Here is a 22,777-nt window from a genome sequence, read left to right as displayed (position 1 = left end):
GAACACGCCATGGTAGACCATACCGTAAAGGCATTCGATTCGGAGATCGGCCAGCTTCGCGGCCTTGTGGCCGAGATGGGCGGGCTTGCCGAAGTCGCCATTCGCGATGCGATCACCGCGCTCGTGCAGCATGACGAGGACCTGGCCGAACAGGTCGTTGCCGCCGACGCCAAGCTCGATGCGCTCGAGGCCGAGGTCGACCGCCTCGCCGTGCGCACCATCGCGCTCCGGGCGCCGATGGCCGACGACTTGCGCGATGTCATCGCCGCGCTCAAGATCTCGGGCGTCATCGAACGCATCGGAGACTATGCCAAGAACATCGCCAAGCGCGTCAATGCGCTTGAAGGGCGCAACAATATCGAGCCGGTCACGCTGATCCCGATGATGGCGGAGATCGCCGAGAGCATGGTGCGCGATGTGCTCAATGCCTACGGCTCGCGCGATGCGACGCTGTCGGTCGAGGTGATCCGCCGCGACCAGAAACTGGACCAGTTCTACAACACGCTGTTCCGCTCGCTGCTCACGCACATGATGGAAAACCCCGCGACCATCACCAGCGCTGCGCAGTTGCTGTTCATCGCCCGCAACCTCGAGCGCATCGGCGATCACGCCACGAACGTCGCGGAGATGGTCTATTACGCCGCGACCGGCGAGTACTGCACCGAACGCGATACGCAGACGGATGATACGGGATTCACGGCATGAATGGGACGGTTCTCGTCGTCGAGGACGACACCGCGCTTTGCGAGCTGCTGACCTGGAACCTCAGCGCCGAGGGCTATGAGGTTCGCGCCACCGGCGACGGCGAGGAAGCGCTGCTGATGGTGCGCGAACAGATGCCCGACGCCATCATCCTCGACTGGATGATCGAGCAGGTTCCCGGCATCGAGGTCTGCCGCCAGCTGCGCAAGGACAAGGAAACCGCGCAGGTTCCCATCCTCATGCTCACCGCGCGCGGTGAGGAAGAGGACATGATCCGCGGCTTCAAGACCGGCGCCGACGACTATGTCACCAAGCCGTTCTCCCCGCGCGAACTGCTCGTTCGCGTGGAGGCGCTGCTGCGCCGCGCGCGTCCGTCGCTGACGGGAAGCGTGCTGCAGTGGGGCGACATCGAGCTCGACGCCACCAGCCACCGCGTGCGTCGTGGCGGCGAACCGCTTCATCTGGGGCCGACGGAATTCCGTCTCCTGCGCTATTTCATGGAACGGCCCAACCGCGTGGTCTCGCGCCAGCAGATCCTCGACGGGGTATGGGGCATGGATTCGGACATCGACGAGCGCACCGTGGACGTGCACATCCGCCGCCTGCGCAAGGCGATCAACCGGCCCGGCGACACCGACCCGATCCGCACCGTCCGCGCCGCCGGCTATGCCATGGACGTGAGCTGAGGCGCGCACGCACCTCCATTTATCCTGTGTCCGCTTGTCCTGAGCTTGTCGAAGGACGTTGGCGCTGCGTTGCGGTTCACGCCTTTCGACAAGCTCAGGACGAGCGGGAGAGGGGCGGTATGCAGGCCCTGTTTTGTTATCGCCCCAGCGCCTTGCCGGGCTGACCCGGCGCATTAATGTCGCCCACGCACAAAGTGGGACAGGCGCATGACTGGCAAGCTCGGCTTCGGCTACCTCTATGATTTTCGCAATCCGGAGCCGTGGCTCCGTGCGCCGGAAGAGCTCTATCGCGGCATCCTCGATACCGTGGTGGAGACCGAATCGCTGGGCTTCGACGGCGCCTGGGTGCCCGAACATCACCTCGCCGCCGATGGCTACATGCCTTCGCCGATGGTCGCGCTGAGCGCCATTGCCGCGCGCACCAGCCGCATGCGGCTCGGCTCCGGCATTGCCCTGGGCCCGCTCTACGAACCGTTGCGCTTTGCCGAGGACTGCGCGGTGCTCGATGCCCTGTCCGGCGGGCGCCTCGCGATGGGGCTGGCGATCGGCTACCGCGCCCGCGAATATGCCGCCCACGGCCTTGAGTTCAAAAAGCGCGGCGCGCGTTTCGACGAGTTCCTGCACATCGTGCGGCGCCTGTGGGATGGCGAAACGGTCGATTTCGAGGGCAAGTTCTTCAACCTGAAAGGGGCCCAGGTCCGCCCGCTGTCCGGCCGAGGCCAGATCCCGCTGTACATCGGCGGTTTCGCGCCCAAGGCGATGGAGCGCGTGGCGAAATACGGTGACGGCTACTTCGGCAATGCCGATATCTGGCCGCTCTACAAGCAGAAGCTGGAGGAACAGGGCAAGGACCCGGCGCAGGCGAAGATCTGGATCCAGGGCCTGATGATGGTCGTCGCGCATGACAAGCAGGCCGCGCTCGAAGAGCTCGCGCCCTACTATCACCACGTCAACAATACCTACGGCGAATGGATGAACGAGGACAAGGCCATCGGCGTCGACGATGCCGGGCTCAAGCCGATGGACCTCGATGCCTTCAAGGCCAGCGGTATCCTCCAGATCCTGACGCCCGAAGAGGCGATCGCCTATTTCAACGGCTTGCTGGAAAAGGCGCCGGTGGAGCATTTCACCATGATGATGCCCCCCGGGCTTCCGGCGGAGCGCTTCCTCGCCTATGCGCAGACATTCGCAAGGGAAGTGATCCCGGCATTCCGGTGAGGACGAATTGGCAGACGGGGCGGAAGACAAGGTGACGGGGGAAGACCGGCGCGGGGGCAGTCCGCAGTCGGTGACGCGCGTTATCCGTCTGCTCGAAGCCTTGTGCGCGAGCAACGATCCCGTCTCGCTGGCCGATCTCAGTCGCCGCCTTTCCACGCCCAAGAGCAGCCTCGCCGCCTTGCTGCGCGGGCTGGCGGACGAGGATCTGGTGGTCTCCGCCGATGGCGCATGGCGGCTTGGCCCCGGTGCTTTCGGGCTCGGCAGCGCGTTGACCGAGGCCCGCCGCCGGCTCCACAGTTCCGACCTGATCCGCGAAGGTATGCGCCGCCTGTGCGAAAGGACCGGCGAGACCGTGCTGCTCGCGGTGGGCGACCACGAAGGCGATATGGTGACTTACGTCGATCTCGTCGAAAGCCGCAATGTGGTGCGCTATTCGGTCTCGATCGGGGACCGCAGGCCGTTCTATGCGACGGCCGGAGGCCGGGCGCTGCTGGCGACCTGTTCGCCGGAAGCGATCGCTTCCTACCTCAAGCGTGTCGCACCCAGACGGCTCGCTTCCACGACCGAAATCGATCTGGCCACGTTGACGCAGTCCATCGAGCAGGCCCGCGCCGATGGCTATGCGCAGACGGTGGATCAGGCGGCGGACGGCGTGACCGGCACTGCCAGTGTCATCCGCGATGCGGCCGGGGGAGTCGTCGGCGCGCTGGTGGTCGCGGCACCGACCGAACGCGCGCAGGGCCGGCTCGACGAACTGGCGCGGCTGACCCTGGAAGAAGCGGCGTCGATTTCGCGCAGCCTGGGCTTTCGCTAGGACTTTGCCAACCGTCGCAGGCTTCGCCCGAAATCGCGGCAGGCCCAAAGGTTGAGAAAGTTGCGTGTTGCGCAGAGGAAGCCTTCGACGACCCTGTCGCGCCGGATCAACGGGTCGAGCGGACCGCTGGCCCGGCCGATGTCGGGCATGCGGGCCGTCACGAGTGCGGGCAGGTCCATCATCAGGGCAAGGCCGGTAAGCGCCAGCGACAGGTCGAAGTGCAGGTCCAGCAGATCGGCGGGCAGGTCCGGGCCGCCGGCGGCGGACAGTTCGGCGCGGTAATGGTCGAGAAGACCGGCGAGTTCGGTCTGCAGGAACGCGCCCGGCGCCACGGATAGCCCGCCCCAGAGCCCGGTCGCCACGTTCATGGGCCGTACCATGCCCCAGTCGAGCAGCCCGCAATGCAGCGAGCCGTCGGCCTCGCGCCAGAACCATGCGTTGTCGATGTTGGTATTCCAGTGGCAGACGGCCACGAGCCGCGGGTCTGCCTGCAGGAAGCGGCGCACGGTCATTTCGTTTTCGAGGACGGCGAGCGCTTCGGTCTCGAGCCTTGCCGGGAAGGCGGGATCGGTCAAAGGGGCGGGGAAGAGCTGGCGATGTTCCGCCAGAAATACGCCGAGCGCCGCCACTTTCGTGCGCAATTCGTCCGGGCCGCAGGCGATCGGCAGGTCGGCTTCGGCCTCGATCCGGTCATACGGAAACAGCCTTTCCAGCGCCGGGGACAGCACGCCCCGATGCTGCGCACCTGTGAACCGCGCCTGGGCGGAGATCAGTACGCGATAGTATTCGAGCGGATCGGGCAGCAGGTGGTCCATGCATTTCTCGTGCAGGGGCTCGATATTTCCTTCGCCAAAGGCAATCCGCTCCGTAATCAGCAGGCCGGTGCCGCTCGCCGCCTCGAAGTCGGCGAAGACCGGGCGGGGGACCGAGAGCGGAAAGGCAGGCAGGCGGGAGAGGGTGGCCAGGCGCACTTCGCCATCGAGTTCGGCTCGGCGCCGGTCGCGGAAAGGGTCGGTAAAATCGCGCGAGAACTTGGCGAAGAGGCGGCGCGGCAGCGCTTCGCCGCCCTTCGCATAGGAGACGTCCAGCAGCGCCTTCTGGCCGGAATTGCCGCCGGCGAACACTTCCAGTCGATCGACCGATACAACCCGGTTGTCCGTCGGCAGCGCGCCATAGGCCTGCATGGCCCGGGTCAGGAACGCCTCGGGTGCCTCGCGCAGTGCTGCAACGCTTGCGGGCATGGCAATACCGGTCGCATCACCGATGGCATGGGCGTTCATTCGACTTCGAACACCATCAGCACGTTACCCGGCATCTTCGAGACGAAGCCATAGCCCGAGGACATGATAAGCTGACCGTTGTCGACGATCGGTGCCGCCCCGCCGCTCATCGCGCCGCCCTTTGCCGGAACGCCGTTGACCGTGCTGAAATCCTGCGCGGTGTCGAACTGCCAGAGTTCCTCGCCCGTGGCCGCATCGAGAATGCGCAGATAGCCATCGTCCCCGCCGGCCAGCACCAGATCGGGCGTGACGGTGATCGCGCCGCTGTTGCCCGGAAGGCAGAGCGGGCGGCCTTCGCAGACCTGCTCGGGCGGCGGCGCGTCCCACAAGGTCTCGCCGGTCTTCAGATCGAGCGCGTGGATCCCGGGTGCGGCCGGGAAGGGGCGCTCGACGCCGTCGGGCATGTCGCTGATGGCGACGTAGACGCGTCCGTTGTCCTCGGCCAAGCCGAAGTGCACGCCCCCCGCCATGCCGCCCCGGCCCACCTGCCGCTTCCAGATCAGCCCGCCGGTTTGCGCATCGACGGCCCAGGCGATGCCGGACTTCTGGCCGGCCAGCACGTAGTCGCGTCCTTCCTCGTCGGCGGCCAGGATCGGGATCGCGCCGAAATCGTAATCCGGACCGGCATCTTCGGGGCAATTGTCGGGATCGGGAGTGACGCAGTCGACATTCCAGGCGTCACCTTCCAGGGCCTGGAAGTGCCATTTTATGGCCCCCGTCCGCAGGTCCATGGCCACCAGTGCGTCGGACAGGTCCGTTGTCGGATGGGTGTAGTTGTCGCCGGTCGCCACGATCAGGCTGGCGCGCTTTGCGTCGATGGCGATGCCGGCCCAGACAGGCACGCCCGACGGGCCGAGGGACTTGCCGCCGTCCTGAGGCACAGGCTCGTCCACCAGCCATGTGCGCCATTTCGCCGCTCCCGTACGGGAATCGAGCGCCAGCACCGAGCCGCGGAACGAGCAGCAGAGGTAGCCCGGCGTTGCCGCCGAGGCTTCCTCCAGCGAGGACACGGGAACGTAGAGCGTATCGCCATAGAGCGCGGGGCTGGCGGTGATGACCGCGGCGGGATGCGCGTCGGCATGGACCTTCCACGCCAGCTTGCCGGTAAAGGCCTCCACAGCATAGGCATTGCCGGCCCAGTCCCCGAAATAGGCGAGCGGTACGGCATTGGCGTCATCCGCTTTCCACAGGGAGAGGACGATGCCGGTGCGCACTTCCGATCCGGCGTCGAAAGTCCAGCGGGTGCAGCCGGTTTCCCGGTCGAGCGCATAGACCTTGCCGCCATGGCTGCCGACGAAGATCGCGCCGCCGCCCAGCGCGGGCTGGGAGCGTGCGCGGTTGGCGAGCGGGAAGCCGAAGGCCCACTTGAGCTTGAGCCGGCCCACGCTGGTCCTGTCGATCCCGGCCTGTCCGGTGCCGACCGAATGGGTCGCTGCAAGGTCGATCCCGGCGCCGGCGAAGGCGGGGACCCGCTTGCGGTCGAACAGCGCGTGATCGGGCGTGCAGGGCGGCGGTTCGGGCAAGGCTGTGCTGGCATTGCCCAGCGTCTGGCCGGAAAGGTATTGCGCGACCTGTTCCTTCTGCTGCTGTTCGAGCGCCGCACCCTGTGCCTGCATCGCGCCGCCGGTCAGGGCGGCGATGATGGCATGTGGCGTCATGTAGCTCAGGATGACGCGTGCCGGGGCCCGTCCCGCGCCGGTCTCGTGGCACGCGGCGCAATGCTCGCGATAGGTGCGGGCACCTTCGGGAAATTTCTCCTGGGCGGGCTGAACGCCGGGCGTGTTGTCCACGGCGGAAAGGTGGCCGGGAAGGAGCAGGGCAAGCGCGAGCAGGAGGAATGCCAGGGCTACGGGCCTTGGCGAATGCAGCGCGCCTTGCGGTTCCATGAAATTCCCTCTCCCGGATACTTCTTTCGGAAGAGGGAACAGCAATCGCGTTGGCAGGTCAAACGGCTGTGGGGCGTATAAGCCTCAGGCGGCGTTTCTCATCCTGCGATCCTGGTCATTGAGCGCCGAGGCGATGGCCCGCAGGAACTGGTCGGTGGCGCGCCGCCACGAATAGAGCCCGCCAAGCGCCGCGGCATCCCCGCGTTCGATACGCAGCGCAGCCGCGATCGCCTGTTCCAGATCCTCGTCGACGGCACCGCCAGGGAATGGCACCCGCGTGTCCACGCCGCAGCCGTCGCGGCCGAGAATGTCGATCGGGCCGGTAACCGGATAGGCCGCGACCGGCGTGCCGCAGGCCAGCGCCTCGATCACGACGAGGCCGAAAGTGTCGGTCAGGCTGGGGAACACGAAGCAGTCGGCGGCACGGTAAGCCGAGGCGAGTTCTTCTCCGGCCAGCGAACCGAGGAACAGCACTTCGGGATAGCGGCGCTTAAGGCTATCGAGCGCCGGGCCATCGCCGACCACGACCTTGCTGCCGGGAACGTCGGCCGAGAGGAAGGCTTCGAGGTTCTTTTCCGGTGCGACCCGCCCGACGTTGAGCAGGACCGGGCCGGGAAGGGCAGTCATCGCCGGATGGCGCGGACCCTCGGGACGGAACAGCGAATGATCGATGCCGCGGCTCCATGGGCGCGTATGCTCGATGCCGCGCCCGGCAAGTTCGTCCGCAAGGCTGCGGGTGGAAACGAGCACCGCGCTGCTCGGCGCATGGAAGCGCTGCAGGATCGGCCAGAAGTATTCGGCGGAGAGGCCCGTCCGCACGGCGGCATATTCGGGAAAGCGGGTGTGGAAGGCCGAAGTGAACGGCACGCCGCGCGAAAGGCACCAGCCGCGCGCCGCCCAGCCGATCGGGCCTTCGGTGGCGATGTGGACGATTTCGGGGGCCGACCTGTCGAGCATCCGGCGTATGCCGAAGCGGGGTGCCATGGCCAGTCGGATCGAGGCATAGCCGGGCATCGGCACCGTCAGGAAACGGTCGGGCGTGATCGTCTCGACGCTGTGGCCGCGCTGCGTGAGTTCTTCGAGCGTCGCCGAAAGCGAGCGGACGACGCCGTTGACCTGAGGCAGCCAGGCGTCGGTCGCCAGCGCCAGCTTCACGCGCCGGCCTCGGCCGGTATCGCGGCGCCCAGTTCGGTAACCACGGTGTCGCTGGCGTGGCCACCGGTTTCGGCGACCCAGTCGATGATTTCGATCTGGCCGCTGGCATCCTCTGCAAGGGCGGTGCAGCTTTCCACCCAGTCGCCGTCGTTGTAGTAGGTAATGCCGCCGAACTGGCGGATTTCGGCGCAGTGGATGTGGCCGCACACGACGCCATCGAAACCGCGGCTGATCGCTTCGGAAGCCACGGCTTCCTCGTAGCTGCACACGTACTGGACCGCGTTCTTGACCTTCTTCTTCATGTAGGCGGAGAGCGACCAGTACGGCATCCGCAGGCGCCGCCGCACGGCATTGAAGGCGATGTTCATGCGCAGCAGCATCGAGTAGGCCTTGTCGCCCAGGAACGCGAGCCACTTGTGGTAGAGCACGACGCCGTCGAAGGCATCGCCGTGGGTCACCAGCAGGCGCCGCCCGTCGACCGTTTCATGGACCGCTTCGAGCGCGAGTTCGACGCCGCCGAACGTGAGCCCGGCATAGTCGCGCAGCATTTCGTCGTGATTGCCGGCGATGAAGACCACGCGGGTGCCGCGATGGGCCATCTTGAGGATGCGCCGCACCACTTCGTTGTGGGCATCGGGCCAGTACCAGCCCTTGCGCAGGCGCCAGCCGTCGACGATGTCGCCGACGAGATAGAGCGTGTCGCACTGTACCGACCGCAGGAAGTCGACCAAGAGCGCGGCGTTGCAGCCGCGCGTGCCCAGATGCACGTCGGAAATCCAGATCGTGCGGTACTTGCGCTTGGGTTTGAAGCCCTTGGGATCGGGCAGATCGAGCCATGCCGGAATCCGGCTGCCGTTGCCCGTGTGCTGTTCGAGAAGAGTATCCACGTCGGTTCGCATCGCTCGGTTGCCCCCGTTGCCAGCGAGCTTCCCTATTGCATTGCGCCGTTGCGCGGCCGTGACGGTTGCGGGTCAGTTCCGTGACAATCCACATGGACGCGCGACCGCCGAATAGTTTTCATGGTCCCGTCACCGATATGTCACCCGTTCGTCACACTCCGAGGGCAGACAGCCCGCCGTACCAATCGGGCAGGGGCAATGCGGCGGATCGATATATTGCTGGCGAGCGAGCTTTCCGGAGGGCTGGCGGCCTTTCGGCATGACGACTTCGATGTCGTTCTGCATCGGTGGACGGACTTCGCCGAGCTGCCGCTCATCGAGGGCGCGCTGTGGGTCTTCATCGACTGGGTCCTGCCCGAAATGTCGGGTCTGGAACTGTGCCGGCGCCTGCGGGCCGATCCGCTCACGGCTCATGCGCACGTGACCATGGTGCTCGAGGAGGACAACCTCGAGGATCGCAAGCGCGCGCTGCGCATGGGGGCGGACGATTACATGGTCGGTCCGCTTGCCCGCACGGCGCTGCTCGACCGCGTGCTTGGTGCCAACCTCGGCGATCAGGACAGCGCGGGCATCCGGGTTGTCGCGCAGGGTGAACTGACCGTGGATGTCAGCGCGTTCCAGGCGCGCTGGCAGGGCAAGCCGATCCCGCTTATGCCCAACGAGCTTCGTCTCCTGCGTTATTTCATCGAGCATCCCGGCCGCGTTTTCAGCCGCGGCCAGCTCATCGCCGCGCTCGGCAAGCAGGAACCGCCGGTGGACGAACGCACCGTCGATGTATGGATCGGCCGGCTGCGCCGTGCGCTCAAGGGTGCCGGTGCGGGCAATCCGCTGCGTACCGTACGCTCGCTGGGGTACGTCTTCGATACCGTGTAACAGGCAGGGCAGGCAGGAAGCTCAGGGCCTCACGAGGGCATCCAGCCTGCCGTTTGCGTCAGCAGCCATAGCCCGATCGCCAGGAAAAGCAGTGCCGCGATCACGCGCACGGTGCCAAGCGGCACGCGCTTGATGATTTCGTGACCGAGGAACACGGCGGGTACGTTGGCGATCAGCATGCCCAGCGTAGTGCCGGTCGTAACCGGGACCACGGTCTGGAAACGCGCGCCCAGGGCGATTGTGGCGACTTGCGTCTTGTCGCCCATCTCCACGAGGAAAAAGGCGATGGTCGTGGCGATGAAAGGGCCGAACCGGCTTGGCCTGGGGTCTTCATCGTCGTCGAACTTGTCGGGAACGAGTGTCCAGCCCGCCATGAGGAGGAAGCTGGCGGCGACGAGATAGCGAAACCACAGCCCGTCGAGGAAGGACGCGGCCTGCTCGCCCACCAGCGCCGCCAGGAAGTGGTTGGCGAGCGTCGCGACCAGAATGCCGCAGATGATCGGCCAAGGGCGCTTGAAGCGCGTGGCGAGCACGATGGCGAGCAGTTGGGTCTTGTCGCCGATCTCGGCGAGGGCGACGACGGCGGTTGAAGTGAGCAGGGCTTCCAAGCGAATTCTCCGGCCGCAGCGCATAAGTGTGAACACGCTGGCGCGCAAAGAAAAAAGAGCCCGGCCGCATTGCTGCGACCGGGCTGTCTAAGGTGCCGTTGGGAGGACAGGGACCTCCCGGTGAGAAACGGATCAGAATTCGAGCGAGGCCGAGAGCGAGATCGTGCGGCCCACGTCGTAGCTGTTGATCTGAACGCGACCGTCGCTGAAATCCTGGTATTCAAGATGCCGACGACCGGTCAGGTTGCGGGCCTCGAACTTGATTTCGACATCGGTACCGGCCAGCGTGATACCCTGGCGGGCGACAAAGTCGATGGTCAGGCCGGGATCCTGGAAGATGTCCGGCTGGCCCGACTGGTTGAGGCCGCGGCTTGTCGCGCGCTTGCTGGCGTAGTTGATCAGGAAGGTTTGTTGGGACAGGCCACCTTGCTGTTCCAGGCCGATCTGGACGTTCGCGATGTGCTCGGACTGACCGGTGAGCGGCGCGCCGTTCCGGAAATAGTCCAGAGCGTTGTTCGAGGACGAACCGTAAACCGCCGTTGTGTCGCCTTCCTTCACCTTCAGCTTGGACTTCGTGTAGGTGTAGTTGGCAGATATCAGAAGGCGCCGGTCCGCGAAGAGATCGAAGTATTTCTGCACTTCGATTTCGGCACCGTAAAGGTCGGCCTTGGGTGCATTGGCGTAAGTCGTGATGTAGTCGTTGCCCGGGCGGACCAGGAACGTTTCGATCGGGTTGTCGAGGCGCTTGAAAAATGCACCGATCGAGACGCGTTGCTCGGGCGCGAAATACCACTCGAAACGACCTTCCGCGTTGTAGAGCTGGCTGTCCGTCAGCAGCGGGTTGCCGCGGTAGGCGCGGTTGCTCTCTGGATCGAAGAACGATTGGTAGAGAAGCTCGCGGAACTGCGGGCGAGCCAGCGTCTTCGAGGCGTTGAAGCGGACCTGCATGCCCGTTTCGATCTCGTAGGTGAGCGTGAGGGCCGGCAGCCAGTATTCGCCTTGGAGGTTCGTGTCTGGAATGGCGTTTACGATATCGGCGACGGGTACGACCGCTGCCGTCTGGGTCGCATATTCCCAGCGAACGCCGAGGTCGAACGAGAGCGCGTCGGTCAACTGACCGGTGAGCTTGGCGTACCAGGCGTGGTTGTTGAGCTTGGCCGTGAAAACGGCGCCTGCGTAGTCGATTTCGTTGGTCAGGATCGTGTAGTTCGTATCCGAAACCGAGCTGATGTAGAACGTGCCGGGCTGGAACAGAACGTCGGGACGCAGCAGGCCGAACGCGCTCACCAGTTCACCGTCGCCCTGTGCGCGGAACTGGAAGGCTCTGCGCGAAGTCATGCGGTCGTTGAGCTGATAGGCGTAGCCCACCGACCCGGTCCATCCCGGCGAAAAGGTGTGGGAAAGGTCCATGCCTGCAGACCAGACGTCCTCGTCGAGGTTCGAGAAGGCGACGGTCGCATTACCCTGGTTGCCGCCATCGAGCCGGTTGACGAAATAGTCGCCGAACTCGCCGGAATTGAGGTGGACGTATTGCAGGTCGATCTCGTAGGGAGCCTTGCGCTTCGAGTTCGCGTAGCCGCCACGCACGTCGAGTTCGGTATCCCCGCCGAGCTTGAATTCGCCCACGAGCTGGGTGTCGATCAGCTGACGTTCGTACCAGCCCGTCTTCTGGTACATATAGTCGATCGCGTCGTTGTTGTCCTGGTAGCCCAGGGACAGGCCCGCGCGCTTGACAGTGTCGTGGATGTAGACGTTCGTCCAGCGCACCTGGTTGTCGCCCCATTCCAGACCGAGGCCGAGCAGGCCGTTGGCAACGATGCGGTTGTCGGTGACGACGTTCCGGAACGCGGATTCCAGCTGCGAGGCGGAGTTGCTGAGCGGCCGCTGGTTGGTGATGTCCTTGGTGGTCCAGGTGTTCGAATAGCCAGCAGTGGCAATCACGCCCAGCCGGGCATCGCCGATGTCGGCATAAGTGCCGGCCGAGATGCTGCCGGAGAAGTTGATCGGCAGGTTGTCATCGCGCTGGACAACGGCATTACGTCCGGTGATCAGCGTGGAGCCTATGGCGCGTGCCTCGTCGCTGGCACCGTCGAGCAGGAGCGTGCCGCTTGACAGATAATTCTTCAGTTCGACCGACTTGTCGCGGTTGCCGTTGTCATAGCCCGTCCAGTCGGTCTTGCTGCCGTAATAGGTGTAACCGAGCTTATTGGTCGTCTCGGTGTCCCAGGTGGCACCGCCACCGATCTTGATGAACGGTTCGTTCGGGATCGCCTTGGTGGTGAGATTGATGACGCCGCCACCGAATTCGCCAGGAAAGTTCACCGAATAGCTTTTCTGGACGAGCGACGAGGCCACGATGCTGGTGGGGAACAGGTCGAGCGGAACGACGCGCTTGAGCGGTTCGGGGCTGGGAAGCGGCGAGCCGTTGAGCAGCGCCAGCGAGTAACGGTCGCCCAGACCACGCACGAAGACGTAGCCATTGTCGACGACCGACAGGCCGGTCACACGGCCGAGGGCACCGGCAATATCGCCTTCGCCGGTTCGCGCGATTTCCTGCGTGGAAAGAACGCTTAGAACTTGCGGCGCATACTGCTGGATATTGCGCTGGCGCTGGCCGGTGACGACGATCGCGCCGCCTGGCAGCGAGATGTCCGGCGCTTCGTCTTGCGCCGTCTCGTCCTCGCCCGCGGGCTGCGCTGCGGTTTCGGCTTCGGGTTCAGTGCTCTCCTGCGCCCACGCCGCGGCCGGGGTGGCCAGCGCGGTGGAAAGCAGCAGCAGCGATACAAGCCGCGGCTTCATCATGAGTTATCCCCCTGGAACTTATGGGAAAGTACGAAAGGGGGCGGCCGAAATGGACCGCCCCCCTCGTTGGTCAATGGGCGGCCTCGATCAGGTGACCGGGAGCGCCGTACAAGCTTCGCCCGAGCCGAAGTCTGCGGTGGCGTTGTCGCAGGTCCAGCCGCGGTACCAGGTGTCCGCAGCGTCCTTGACAGCGCCGATGTAGCTGACGGCGTCGAAGGTGCTCGAGATGTTGGCGATGTCGGCGTAAGCGACGACAGCGCTCTCGTTGGTGCCGTTGACGAAGGTGTCCGTCAGGGTCGAGGTCAGCGAGTCGTCGTTGTTGTTGCCGCTGAAGATCGCCGCGATGGCATTCACGTCCGTGTACGAGCCGGTGGCGAGGTACTTGGTCGCGTTGCAGGTCAGTGCGGTCGAGTAGGCCGTCAGCGTGGCGGGAACCGTGCCGGAACCGTTGAGGCGGACGCACTCGTTGTTCGGCACGTTGAGAATGCCGTTGGCCCACGTCACATCCGCGTTGCCGCGTACAAGTACGGCGGCCTGGTCGCTGTTCGAGTTGTCCAGCGGCTGGACGCCGGTGAAGTTCGCGACGTTGAGCTTCTGGCGCGGGAACTGCTCTTCCAGGTTGTTCGAGTCGATTTCCATGAGAGCGTCGCCGTCGCCTGCGCGCTGGAGCAGAAGCAGATACTGGAAGTTGCCCTGCACGCCGGTGTCGGTGTCGAGGCTGTCGTCGTCGGCGTTGACGGCGATGTAGTGCTTGAAGTTGACTTCACCACCGAAGAACTCCGCGCCGTCATCCGAGCTGTTCACGCTCTGGAAGTATTCCAGCTTCGTGCCGGTGCCGACCGCTTCAGCCGTGAGCGACTGGAGTTCGGTGTTCGAACCCAGGACATAGCCAGAATACCGGATCTGGAAGTACTTCATGGTACCGGCATCGTAGGTGTTGTCATTGCCGCCGAAGACGGCCGGGTTGACCGAACCTTCTGTATCGCGTTCGCACGTGCCGGTGCCCACCGCGGCGGCGCTGGTCGCGGCCGAACCGCCCGCAGTGCAGTCCGTGGTGATGCCGCGGCCCATCAGCACGACGCCGCCCCACTGACCCTGGTCGGCGTCGGTTGCGGTGCCGACAACGTTCTGGCGGCTGGTGAAGATGATCGGCGCACTGGGAGCACCAATAGCGTTGATCTTGTTACCGCGGTTGACCGCAAGCCATGCCGGCTCCGAACCGTTTTCACCGTAGATGATCACGCCCGGATCAATGGTCAGGGTTACGTCGGTGTCGGCAGTCAGCGAACGGCCGCCGCAGCTTGCGGTCGTGGTGGTGAAGGGCGTGCCGGCAGTCGGTGCCGAGAAGCCACCGTCGCAACCCACGTCGACACGGCCGTTCAGGCGATAAAGAAGGCCCGGAATTTTGGGCAGGCTCGAAGTCACGTCGACCAGTGCGGGCAGCGTGCAGACGCGCCATTCGCCTTCGGGGCCGGTGATGGTGCCGCTGTCGGTCAAGCCACCGGTGGCGTTGAACGTGGGGCAGCCTGCGGCTGGCGTTACAACACCCGAAGTCGGGGTCGGCGTCGGAGTGGGTGTCGGTGTCGGATTGTTGATGGTGATGCTGCCGGCGCCGGGCGAGGAGATGTCATCGGCGCCACAGCCGGCGAGTGCGAGAGCGCTGCAGCCAACGAGCAGCAGACCGGAAATTTTCTTCACGTTGATTCCCCCGTGTTCTGGTCGAACGAGGCGACGACTCCGCCTTCGTTGCTGGCCGTCTAGGCGTGGGGGGTGACAGTTTGTTGGCGCTACGGTGACAGTAATCTTCACTTATACGACCGTAATATGACAATCGGCCGACAGCGCTGAAAGTGATCGTTGCGACTCGCGTTTCACTGCGGGATTCACGTTAACATTGCACTTTTATGACACTTACGTCATTTTGTTGCGAAACTGCGAATGCGGGCAGATCATGCCTTCAATCGATAATCGCAAACGGGAGAACCGCTGTGTCGCTTACCGCCCTGATGACCGCCGCGCTGCTGGGGCAGTCGGCTTTTTCGCTCGGCATCGAAACGCCTGGAGCTGAAAAGGTGCCAGATGTCGCTTACGAGGAACTTGCCACGGGTCGCGCGGATGCCGCCTTGCGCAAGCTGGAAGCCAGCGATGCCGCGAAATCGCAGGATCCCGCGACGCTGATCAATCTCGGGACCGCCTATGCCGGTGCGGGCCAGGCCGACAAGGCCATTGCCTCGTACCGCGCCGCGATTGCCAGTTCGGACCGTTACGATCTGGAGCTGGCCGACGGAACATGGATGGATTCGCGCGTCGCGGCGCGTACCGCTCTCAAGAGGTTGCTTGGCACGATCGCCCAGGCATCCCGCTGAGGCTTGCCGCAAGGGCGGATGAGCCCCTTCCGGTCGCATATACTATATATAAATGAGTCTTCGTGGTAGAAGGTGTCGGCTCTGTCCGGCGCCTTCTCGCCGTGCAGAGGGAGGGTGTACGGCAATTCTTGCGGCAACGTGCGCGCAACATTTCGCCGTGTCGTCGTCACATACTTGTCATTAGTATGGCGCAATGGGCGCTCATACGGAGGGCATGGTGATTCGATACGTTCAGATTTCACGCCGCAAGCTTCGCGGCTTTTTCAGTGGTTTTGCAGCCGTTTCCGCGGCTCTTTTTCCGTCGCTGGCACAGGCCCAGGCGGTTGTCAGCGATCCGGCCGGCAGCGGTCCGATCGTTGCGGCGCTCGGCTGGCTGCAGGGCACGCTGCTGGGTAATGTCGCGACCGCCGTGGCGGTCATGGCCGTGGCTGCTGTCGGCTTCATGATGCTCACGGGCCGCATGAACTGGCGCTTCGGCGCCACCGTGATCATCGGCGTCTTCATCCTGTTCGGCGCCGGCGCGATCGTTTCGGGCATCCAGCAGGCGGCGACCGGCTGATGGCGCTGGTGCGATACCCCGTCCATCGCGCGCTCACGCGCCCGCAGATGTTCGCGGGGGTGACCTACAGCTTCTTCATCATCAACGCTGCGGTGACGACGGAAATCTTCCTTATCACCAAGAGCTTCTGGGCGTTGCCGGCAGCGGTTGCGATCCACGGGGTGGGATACCTCGCATGCCTGCGCGAACCCCGGGTCTTCGACCTGTGGATTGCCAAGGTCAGCAAGTGCCCGCGCGTTGCCAACTGGCAGCGCTGGGGCTGCAACAGCTACGCGCCCTGAGGGGAGGGCGGGAAGGATAACCATGGCCAAGAGCAAGAAATCGCCGTTGAAGGGCTGGGGGGCGAAGGAAGTCCTTGTCGGCGACCGGCTGCCTTATGCCGCGCTGGTCGACGATAACGTCCTGTTGCTGCGCGACGGGTCGGTGATGCTCTCGCTGATGGTGCCGGGTCTCGCCTTCGAGACTGCCGACACCGACGAACTCAATGCCCATGTCGCCACGCGCGAGGTGCTGCTGCGCTCGACGCTCGATGCGCGGTTTGTCCTCTATCATCACGTCATCCGCCGCCGCGTGGAGATCGAGATGGAAGGGCATTTCGAGGATCCGCTGGCCGCGCACATCGATGCGCGCTGGCGGGCCCGGACAAGCTCCGGCGCACTATTCGTCAATGACCAGTTCATCACTCTGGTGCGGCGTCCCGCGCGCGGCAAGGCGGGCTGGGCGGACAAGCTTTCGCGCCTGATGAAGAACAAGGGCTCGGCCCCGGTCGAAGCCGATCCCGGCGATGTGCGCGCCCTGCGCGCGGCCGCGTCGGCGATGGTCGCCTCGCTCGGTGCCTATGGCGCGCGAATGCTGGGCGACTATGAGGGCGCTGCCGGTGAATGCTCGGAAGTGCTCGAACTGCTCAGCGCGCTCTACAATGGCGAGATGCGCCCGGTTCGCCGTCCCGCCGAGGGGACCGACATCGGCCACATGCTGCCCTATCGTCGCGTCAACTTCGGCATGGATGCGCTGGAACTGCGCGGGGCCAACGGCAACAGCTTCGGTTCGATCGTGTCGCTCAAGGACTATCCCGATTCGACGGCGCCGGGCCTGACCGACGCATTGCTGCGCCTGCCGTGCGAACTGGTGCTGACCGAAACTTATGCGCCGAGCGACCGCCAGATCGCGCGTGAACGAATCGACCTCGCCATCCGCCGCCTGCGCTCGGCGGACGAAGAAGCAATGGCCGAACGGCGGGAAATGACCTCCGCGCGCGATTCGCTGGGAACCGGTGCGGTTGGCTTCGGCGATCATCACCTTTCGGTTCTGGTGCGCGCCGAAACGCTCGATGCGCTCGACGAAGTCACTGCTTCCTGCGCCGCCGCGCTTGCCGATGCGGGCGCGGTCGCGGTGCGCGAGGACGTCAATCTGGAGCCCGCGTTCTGGGGGCAGATGCCCGGGAACGAGAGCTTCATCGTGCGCCGCGCGCTGATTTCCAGCGCCAACATGGCCTGTTTCGGCAGCCTGCACGGCTTCGCCATGGGGCAGGCGAGCGGGAATCACTGGGGGGATGCGGTCACGCTGCTGTCCACCACCAGCTCGACGCCGTTCTTCTTCAACTTCCACCAGGGCGACCTTGGTAATTTCACCGTCATCGGTCCGTCGGGTTCCGGTAAGACCGTGGTCATGAACTTTCTCGCTGCGCAGGCGCAGAAGTTCGCGCCGCGTACGATCCTGTTCGATAAGGATCGCGGCGCCGAGGTGTTCCTGCGCGGCATCGGCGGCACCTACAGCCGCGTTGCTGCCGGCCATCCGACCGGGTTCAACCCGCTCTCGCTGCCGGACACGGCCACCAACCGCGCCTTCCTGCGCGACTGGCTGGGCGTGCTGCTCGAGGCGAAGGGCCCGGAGGAACTGGCGACGATCGCGCATGCGGTCGACGCGGCCTATCACAACGATCCGTCGCTGCGCCGTCTGTCGCACTTCCGCGAACTGCTGGCCGGCGCCCGCCGTCCGGAACCCGGCGATCTGGCCTCGCGCCTCGATGCGTGGATCGAAGGCGGCGAGCATGGCTGGCTGTTCGACAACCGGCAGGACCGGCTCGATCTTTCCGCGCGCGTGCTCGGGTTCGACATGACCGCGCTGCTCGAAAGCCCCCGCCTGCGCACGCCGGTGATGATGTACCTGTTCCACCGGATCGACGAACGTCTCGACGGCGAACCGACGATGATCCTGATCGACGAGGGCTGGAAGGCGCTCGACGACGAGGTCTTCGCCGCGCGCATCCGCGATTGGCTCAAGACGCTGCGCAAGCGCAACGCGCTGGTCGGCTTCGCGACGCAGTCGGCGCGCGACGCGCTCGACAGCAAGATCGCGACGGCGCTTGTCGAGCAGACCGCGACGATGCTGTTCATGCCCAATGCCCGCGCACGCTACGAAGACTACTGCGAGGGCTTCGGCCTCACGCAGCACGAACTCGACGTGATCCGCACGCTGCCGGCGCATTCGCGCTGCTTCCTGATCCGCCAGTCGGACGCTTCGGTGGTGGTCCGTCTCGACCTTTCGGGGATGCCCGAAGTGCTCGCCGTCCTGTCCGGCCGCGAGAGCACCGTGCGCAAGCTCGACCAGCTTCGCGAGCGCTACGGCGACGAGCCCTCGGCCTGGTATCCGGTGCTTACCGGCATGCAGTGGCCGGGCGACGCCGAAGACGGCGAACTCTGGATCCAGGCGGCCGAGTAGGCACTATGTCCAGCGCCTGCGATCAGCTTACGCAAGTCGCCTCGGCCGGGGTCGCCCCGGCGCTGCGGGCGGTAGACTGCGTCGCCAACGAGATGGCGGCCAGCGCTTTCGGCCGCCTGTTCGGTGCGGGTGGCGCAATGGCGCCGGTGCTGACCATCCTGCTCACGCTCTACATCGCCTTCTTTGCCTATTCGCTGCTGACGGGACGGTCGACGCTCGGCGTTTCGGCGCTGACGCCGCGCATGCTGCGGCTGGGCGTGGTGCTGACGTTCGCGACGAGCTGGATCGCCTATCAGAGCGTGGTGTGGAACCTCGCGCTGGGCGGGCCGGACTGGATCGCGGCCCAGCTCATGGGCGTGAAGGGATCGGCCACGACGATCTTCGGCGATCGCATCGACATCGTCTTCGCCGCCATCGCCGATGTTGCCACCAACGGTGCCGCACAAGGCAGCGGCGGCGGTGCCAAGGATGCCGCGAGTGCGTCCGGCATGATTACGCCCGAAACGATCATGTGGCTTGGTGCGCTGCTGTTGCTGCTCGGCACTGTCGGCGTGCTTCTGACCGCGCGCATCGCGCTTGCGGTGCTGCTCGCGGTGGGGCCGATTTTCGTGGTTCTGGCACTGTTCAACGGCACGCGCGGTCTTACCGCGGGGTGGCTGCGCGGCGTGGCGCTGACGGCGATCACGCCCCTGTTCGTGGTGCTGGGCGGCGGGATCACGCTGGAACTGCTGGTGCCGATCATTTCCGGCCTGGTGCAGAGCGCCAACATGGGCGAGATCGACGGACGCGCTGCCATGGCGTTTTTCCTCGTCGCTGCCGTGCATGTCGCGCTCATGATCATGGTGGTCAAGGTCGCCTCGACGATGGCGGGGGGCTGGCGCGTGTTCGGCCTTGCCGGTGAGGAGCGCGACAGTGCTTCGCGCGGCGGGCAGGGTGCTTTCGCGCCGACAGGATATGCCGCAGCTCCCGCGCCCGCTCCGGCGGCGCAGCAGAGCCGTGCTTCGGGTGTCGCCAGTGCCGGGGCAACGGCTATGGTCGAGACATCGTCGCAGGACAGCCATTCGGGCACGCGCGTGAGCGAGCGCAGGACGGTTGTCACGCAAGTGTCCGGGGGCGGGCTCGAACCCTTGCGCTCCGGCGACAATGCGGCGCGCACGCGCGGGATCGGCAGCCGCTTCCGCAGCGCATCGAACGATACCGGCAGGATGCCGGCCAAGGAGAAGATACAATGATTCGCGGGACCACGCCCAGCAGGGTGCGCGCCCTGGCATCGAGCACTGCGCTGCTGGCGCCGGTGCTGCTTGGACTGGCCATGCCGGCACATGCCGACGACCGCCTCGTCGAGCATGCCTATGACGAGAAGGAAGTCGTTCGCATAGATGGCAAGGCCGGCATTCAGGCCGCCATTGCGTTCGGGGACGGCGAGTCGATCGAAAACGTCGCGGTCGGGGATTCGCAGGCCTGGCAGATCACGCCCAACAAGCGGGCCGACCTGCTTTTCGTGAAGCCGCTGGAAACTGCCGCGCGCACCAACATGACGGTGGTGACCAACCGCCACACCTATTTCTTCGATCTGGTTGCTTCGCCCAGGTCCAAGCCGCTCTACATGCTGCGCTTCACCTACAAGGACGAGCCGGTCGAACAGCCGGCGGCAGGCGCGGCCATGGCCAGCCTCAACCCGATGGAGCAGGCGCTTGCCTCGGGCGATCCTCTTGCCGCTCCGGCCGACGCGGCGAGCCTGAACTTCGCGTGGAAGCGTTCGGGCTCCGACAAGCTGCTGCCCTCGCGGGTCTATGACGACGGCAGCGCCACGTACCTGCTCTGGCCGGAAAAGGCAGCGGTTCCCGCAATTCTGGTGCTCAACGAGAAGGGCGAGGAAGGACCGGTCAACTACGCCGTGCGCGGCTCGACGATCGTGATTTCCGAAGTGCCCGAAAAGATCATACTGCGTTCGGGCAAGGCCAGCGCGGAACTGGAAAATACCCTGCCGGAGACTGCCCGACCAAGCGCGGCCATGGCCGCGAACACGCCCAATCCCGTGACTGCGAAGGGGAACTGACACATGGCGCCCAATTCGTCCCTGCGTGAGCGCATGACGCCCGAAGCCGGCACCGATCCGCGTGAAGGCGACGGCGCCCAGGTCATCGACCTTGCTACCCGCAACGTCCTGCCGCAAGTCACCCAGCGCAAGCGCGGCGACGGGCTGGGCCTTGCCGCCGGCGTCCTGATCGTCGCGGCGCTGGGCGGGTTGACCTTGTGGTCGATGGACTCGGTTCGCAATGGCCCGGCCGGCGATGCTTCGGCCAAGAAGGATGGCGCCGCGCAGCAGCCTGTCCCGGCGCCTGCTCCGGCCGTGGCCCAGCCTGAACCCAGGCCTTCCACGCAGCCTTTGGCGGCCCCGCCGCCGGCTCCGGTGCTGGCGGCACCGCCGGCGAGCAATCCGGCGGGCCAGCCTCAGTCGAATCCCTATGCCAGCCCCACTGTCGTTTTCGACATTGGTGCGCGCGAGGGTGCGGCGGCGGCCGGTCCGGCGGCCGAATTCAAGAGCGGCGGCAATGCCAACGAGGACTTCGCCGCACGCCTCGCCGGAACGGGGACGACGGCGACTGCGGCCACGTCCTTCGATCCGGCGACCACGGTGACGCAGGGCACGCTGATCCCGGCCGTGCTGGAAACCGCGATCGATACCGACGTGCCCGGCTACGTCCGCGCCATCGTGTCCACCGACGTGCGCAGCTTCGACGGCAAGAACGTGCTGGTCCCGCGCTCGTCGCGCCTGATCGGCCAGTACAAGAGCGGCCTGTCCGCCGGCCAGAAGCGCGCCTACGTGATCTGGACGCGCCTGATCCGTCCCGACGGCGTGTCGGTGAACCTCGGCTCCCCGGCGATTTCCTTCGGCGGTGAAACCGGGCTGGCGGGCAAGGTCAACAGTCACTTCTTCGAACGCTTCGGTTCGGCCATGCTGCTCTCGGTTGTCGGCGGTCTTTCCACGCTGGCATCGAGCGGCGCCAATGTCGTGATCGGCGGCGGTCAGTCGGCGGCGGCGGCGGCGGTTCAGAACAGCTCGACGGTCGGCCCGACGATCCGTGTCCGCCAGGGCCAGCCGATCCGCGTCTTTACCGCCAAGGATCTCGATTTCAGCCAGGTCCAGTGACGTATCATGGCAGAAGTCCTTTCCTTGCAGACGGAGCATTCTTCGGGAACGGCTGGCGTGTCTGACGCGGGGCCTGGCTCCCAGACGCCGCGCAGCGTCTATCTCGATGCTTATCTGGCGCCCTTGCGGCCGTGGCTCGAGCGTGAGAGTGTGACGGAAATTCTCGTCAATCGGCCCGGAGAAGTCTGGGTCGAGGATGCCGCGCATCCCGGCATGCAGCGCATCGACCTGCCGGAAATGGACAATCGCCTGCTCCAGCGTCTGGCCGAGCAGGTCGCGCGGATCAGCCACCAGGGCATCAACCGCGAGCATCCGCTGCTTTCCGCGACGCTGCCAGCCTATGGCGGGCAGAGCGGGGCGCGTATCCAGCTGGTGGGCCCGCCGGCGACGCGTGCCAACTGGGCCATGGCGATCCGCCGCCATCGCCTGCTCGAACTGCCGCTCGACGCCTATGATCGCGGACCGATCACCTTGCCCGCCGAAGAGCCCGTGCCCGATCCGATGGCCCAGCCGATCGCCTTCCTGCGCGATGCCATCCGTCGTCGCCGCACGATCCTGATTTCCGGCGGTACGTCCACCGGCAAGACCACCTTCCTCAACGCGATGCTTTCGGAAATTCCCGGGCACGAGCGCGTGGTGCTGGTGGAGGATACCGCCGAACTGCGGCTGCCCGGCGCCAATGGCGTGGGTCTGATCGCGGTGAAGGGGGAACTGGGCGAGGCCAAGGTTTCGGCCAACGACCTGCTGCAGGCAGCACTGCGCCTGCGGCCCGATCGTATCGTGCTGGGCGAGCTGCGCGGCAACGAGACGGTGAGCTTCCTGCGCGCCATCAACACCGGTCACCCGGGGTCCTTCTCGACCGTGCATGCCAACAGTCCGCGCGGCGCACTGGAGCAGATCGGGCTGATGGCCATGCAGACCGGCATCGGGCTGACACGCGCGGAAACGCTCGAATATGCCGCATCGGTGATCGACATCGTCGTCCAGCTTGACCGGCAGGCGGGCAAGCGCGGGATCAGCGCGATAGCGGAAAGCCGAACGCTTGTCGGCTGAG

20 protein-coding genes are annotated in these 22,777 nt (G+C 65.5%); 13 read left to right on the top strand and 7 right to left on the bottom strand.

Features of this window, described 5'->3' with window-relative positions; translation table 11 throughout:
* Positions 1–9 precede the first annotated feature (9 nt).
* The 4 genes from phoU (at position 10) to NZK81_RS11965 (ending at position 3,420) form a co-directional block, all read left to right on the top strand.
* On the top strand, positions 10–705 hold the full coding sequence (gene phoU, locus NZK81_RS11980; protein ID WP_260046320.1) for a phosphate signaling complex protein PhoU: 696 nt from the start codon (positions 10–12) through the stop codon (positions 703–705).
* Complete coding sequence (gene phoB / locus NZK81_RS11975) at positions 702–1,388, top strand: phosphate regulon transcriptional regulator PhoB (protein ID WP_260046319.1); 687 nt, start codon at positions 702–704, stop codon at positions 1,386–1,388. Before phoU ends, phoB begins: the two co-directional genes overlap by 4 nt.
* Positions 1,389–1,595: 207 nt before the next feature.
* On the top strand, positions 1,596–2,606 hold the full coding sequence (locus tag NZK81_RS11970) for an LLM class flavin-dependent oxidoreductase (RefSeq protein ID WP_260046318.1): 1,011 nt from the start codon (positions 1,596–1,598) through the stop codon (positions 2,604–2,606).
* A gap of 7 nt (positions 2,607–2,613) precedes the next feature.
* Complete coding sequence (locus NZK81_RS11965) at positions 2,614–3,420, top strand: IclR family transcriptional regulator (protein WP_260046317.1); 807 nt, start codon at positions 2,614–2,616, stop codon at positions 3,418–3,420.
* Here the strand turns inward: NZK81_RS11965 and NZK81_RS11960 are convergent.
* The 4 genes from NZK81_RS11960 to NZK81_RS11945 form a co-directional block, all read right to left on the bottom strand.
* On the bottom strand, positions 3,417–4,700 hold the full coding sequence (locus tag NZK81_RS11960; RefSeq protein ID WP_260046316.1) for a hypothetical protein: 1,284 nt from the start codon (positions 4,698–4,700) through the stop codon (positions 3,417–3,419). The two genes, NZK81_RS11965 and NZK81_RS11960, sit on opposite strands and share 4 nt — an antisense overlap.
* The gene (locus tag NZK81_RS11955) at positions 4,697–6,586 is read right to left on the bottom strand and encodes an outer membrane protein assembly factor BamB family protein (RefSeq protein WP_260046315.1); all 1,890 of its coding nucleotides are present in this window, start codon (positions 6,584–6,586) and stop codon (positions 4,697–4,699) included. Before NZK81_RS11955 ends, NZK81_RS11960 begins: the two co-directional genes overlap by 4 nt.
* A gap of 84 nt (positions 6,587–6,670) precedes the next feature.
* Positions 6,671–7,741: a glycosyltransferase family 4 protein gene (locus NZK81_RS11950; RefSeq protein WP_260046314.1), complete on the bottom strand. Its 1,071-nt coding sequence runs from the start codon at positions 7,739–7,741 to the stop codon at positions 6,671–6,673.
* Positions 7,738–8,640: a UDP-2,3-diacylglucosamine diphosphatase gene (locus tag NZK81_RS11945; protein WP_260046313.1), complete on the bottom strand. Its 903-nt coding sequence runs from the start codon at positions 8,638–8,640 to the stop codon at positions 7,738–7,740. The genes NZK81_RS11950 and NZK81_RS11945 overlap by 4 nt, the downstream gene beginning before the upstream one ends.
* Positions 8,641–8,838: 198 nt before the next feature.
* Between NZK81_RS11945 and NZK81_RS11940 the strand changes: the two genes are divergently transcribed.
* Positions 8,839–9,513: a response regulator transcription factor gene (locus tag NZK81_RS11940; protein WP_260046312.1), complete on the top strand. Its 675-nt coding sequence runs from the start codon at positions 8,839–8,841 to the stop codon at positions 9,511–9,513.
* Between the two features lie 29 nt (positions 9,514–9,542).
* On the opposite strand, the gene NZK81_RS11935 is transcribed toward NZK81_RS11940, so the two are convergent.
* The 3 genes from NZK81_RS11935 to NZK81_RS11925 all read right to left on the bottom strand — a co-directional run bounded on the left by NZK81_RS11935 (position 9,543) and on the right by NZK81_RS11925 (position 14,621).
* Entirely contained in the window at positions 9,543–10,121 is a 579-nt protein-coding gene (locus tag NZK81_RS11935; RefSeq protein ID WP_260046311.1) for a TMEM165/GDT1 family protein, read from the bottom strand.
* Positions 10,122–10,253: 132 nt separating this feature from the next.
* A complete protein-coding gene (locus tag NZK81_RS11930) occupies positions 10,254–12,923 on the bottom strand; it encodes a TonB-dependent receptor domain-containing protein (RefSeq protein ID WP_260046310.1) in 2,670 nt (889 codons plus the stop codon).
* An 87-nt stretch (positions 12,924–13,010) separates the two neighbouring features.
* A complete protein-coding gene (locus NZK81_RS11925; protein WP_260046309.1) occupies positions 13,011–14,621 on the bottom strand; it encodes a hypothetical protein in 1,611 nt (536 codons plus the stop codon).
* Between the two features lie 290 nt (positions 14,622–14,911).
* Here NZK81_RS11925 and NZK81_RS11920 point away from each other — a divergent pair, with 290 nt between their 5' ends.
* The 8 genes from NZK81_RS11920 (at position 14,912) to virB11 (ending at position 22,776) form a co-directional block, all read left to right on the top strand.
* The gene (locus NZK81_RS11920) at positions 14,912–15,289 is read left to right on the top strand and encodes a hypothetical protein (RefSeq protein WP_260046308.1); all 378 of its coding nucleotides are present in this window, start codon (positions 14,912–14,914) and stop codon (positions 15,287–15,289) included.
* 214 nt (positions 15,290–15,503) lie between these two features.
* The gene (locus NZK81_RS11915) at positions 15,504–15,848 is read left to right on the top strand and encodes a TrbC/VirB2 family type IV secretion system protein (RefSeq protein ID WP_260046307.1); all 345 of its coding nucleotides are present in this window, start codon (positions 15,504–15,506) and stop codon (positions 15,846–15,848) included.
* Positions 15,848–16,129 carry a VirB3 family type IV secretion system protein gene (locus NZK81_RS11910; protein WP_260046306.1) on the top strand — a complete coding sequence of 94 codons (282 nt, stop codon included), beginning with the start codon at positions 15,848–15,850 and terminating at the stop codon, positions 16,127–16,129. Before NZK81_RS11915 ends, NZK81_RS11910 begins: the two co-directional genes overlap by 1 nt.
* A gap of 22 nt (positions 16,130–16,151) precedes the next feature.
* A complete protein-coding gene (locus NZK81_RS11905) occupies positions 16,152–18,569 on the top strand; it encodes a VirB4 family type IV secretion/conjugal transfer ATPase (protein ID WP_260046305.1) in 2,418 nt (805 codons plus the stop codon).
* Between the two features lie 5 nt (positions 18,570–18,574).
* The gene (locus NZK81_RS11900) at positions 18,575–19,801 is read left to right on the top strand and encodes a TrbL/VirB6 family protein (RefSeq protein WP_260046304.1); all 1,227 of its coding nucleotides are present in this window, start codon (positions 18,575–18,577) and stop codon (positions 19,799–19,801) included.
* The gene (locus NZK81_RS11895; RefSeq protein ID WP_260046303.1) at positions 19,798–20,628 is read left to right on the top strand and encodes a TrbG/VirB9 family P-type conjugative transfer protein; all 831 of its coding nucleotides are present in this window, start codon (positions 19,798–19,800) and stop codon (positions 20,626–20,628) included. Before NZK81_RS11900 ends, NZK81_RS11895 begins: the two co-directional genes overlap by 4 nt.
* Before the next feature lie 3 nt (positions 20,629–20,631).
* Positions 20,632–21,723, top strand: coding sequence for a TrbI/VirB10 family protein (locus NZK81_RS11890; RefSeq protein WP_260046302.1), 1,092 nt, complete (start codon positions 20,632–20,634; stop codon positions 21,721–21,723).
* A gap of 6 nt (positions 21,724–21,729) precedes the next feature.
* Positions 21,730–22,776 (top strand): P-type DNA transfer ATPase VirB11, encoded by a 1,047-nt coding sequence (gene virB11 / locus NZK81_RS11885; protein WP_260046301.1) that lies wholly within the window; start codon positions 21,730–21,732, stop codon positions 22,774–22,776.
* Position 22,777: the final 1 nt, after the last annotated feature.

This window comes from Novosphingobium mangrovisedimenti, from assembly GCF_025153475.1.
Lineage (GTDB): Bacteria > Pseudomonadota > Alphaproteobacteria > Sphingomonadales > Sphingomonadaceae > Novosphingobium > Novosphingobium mangrovi_A.
This window is presented reverse-complemented; position numbering and strand designations above follow the sequence as displayed.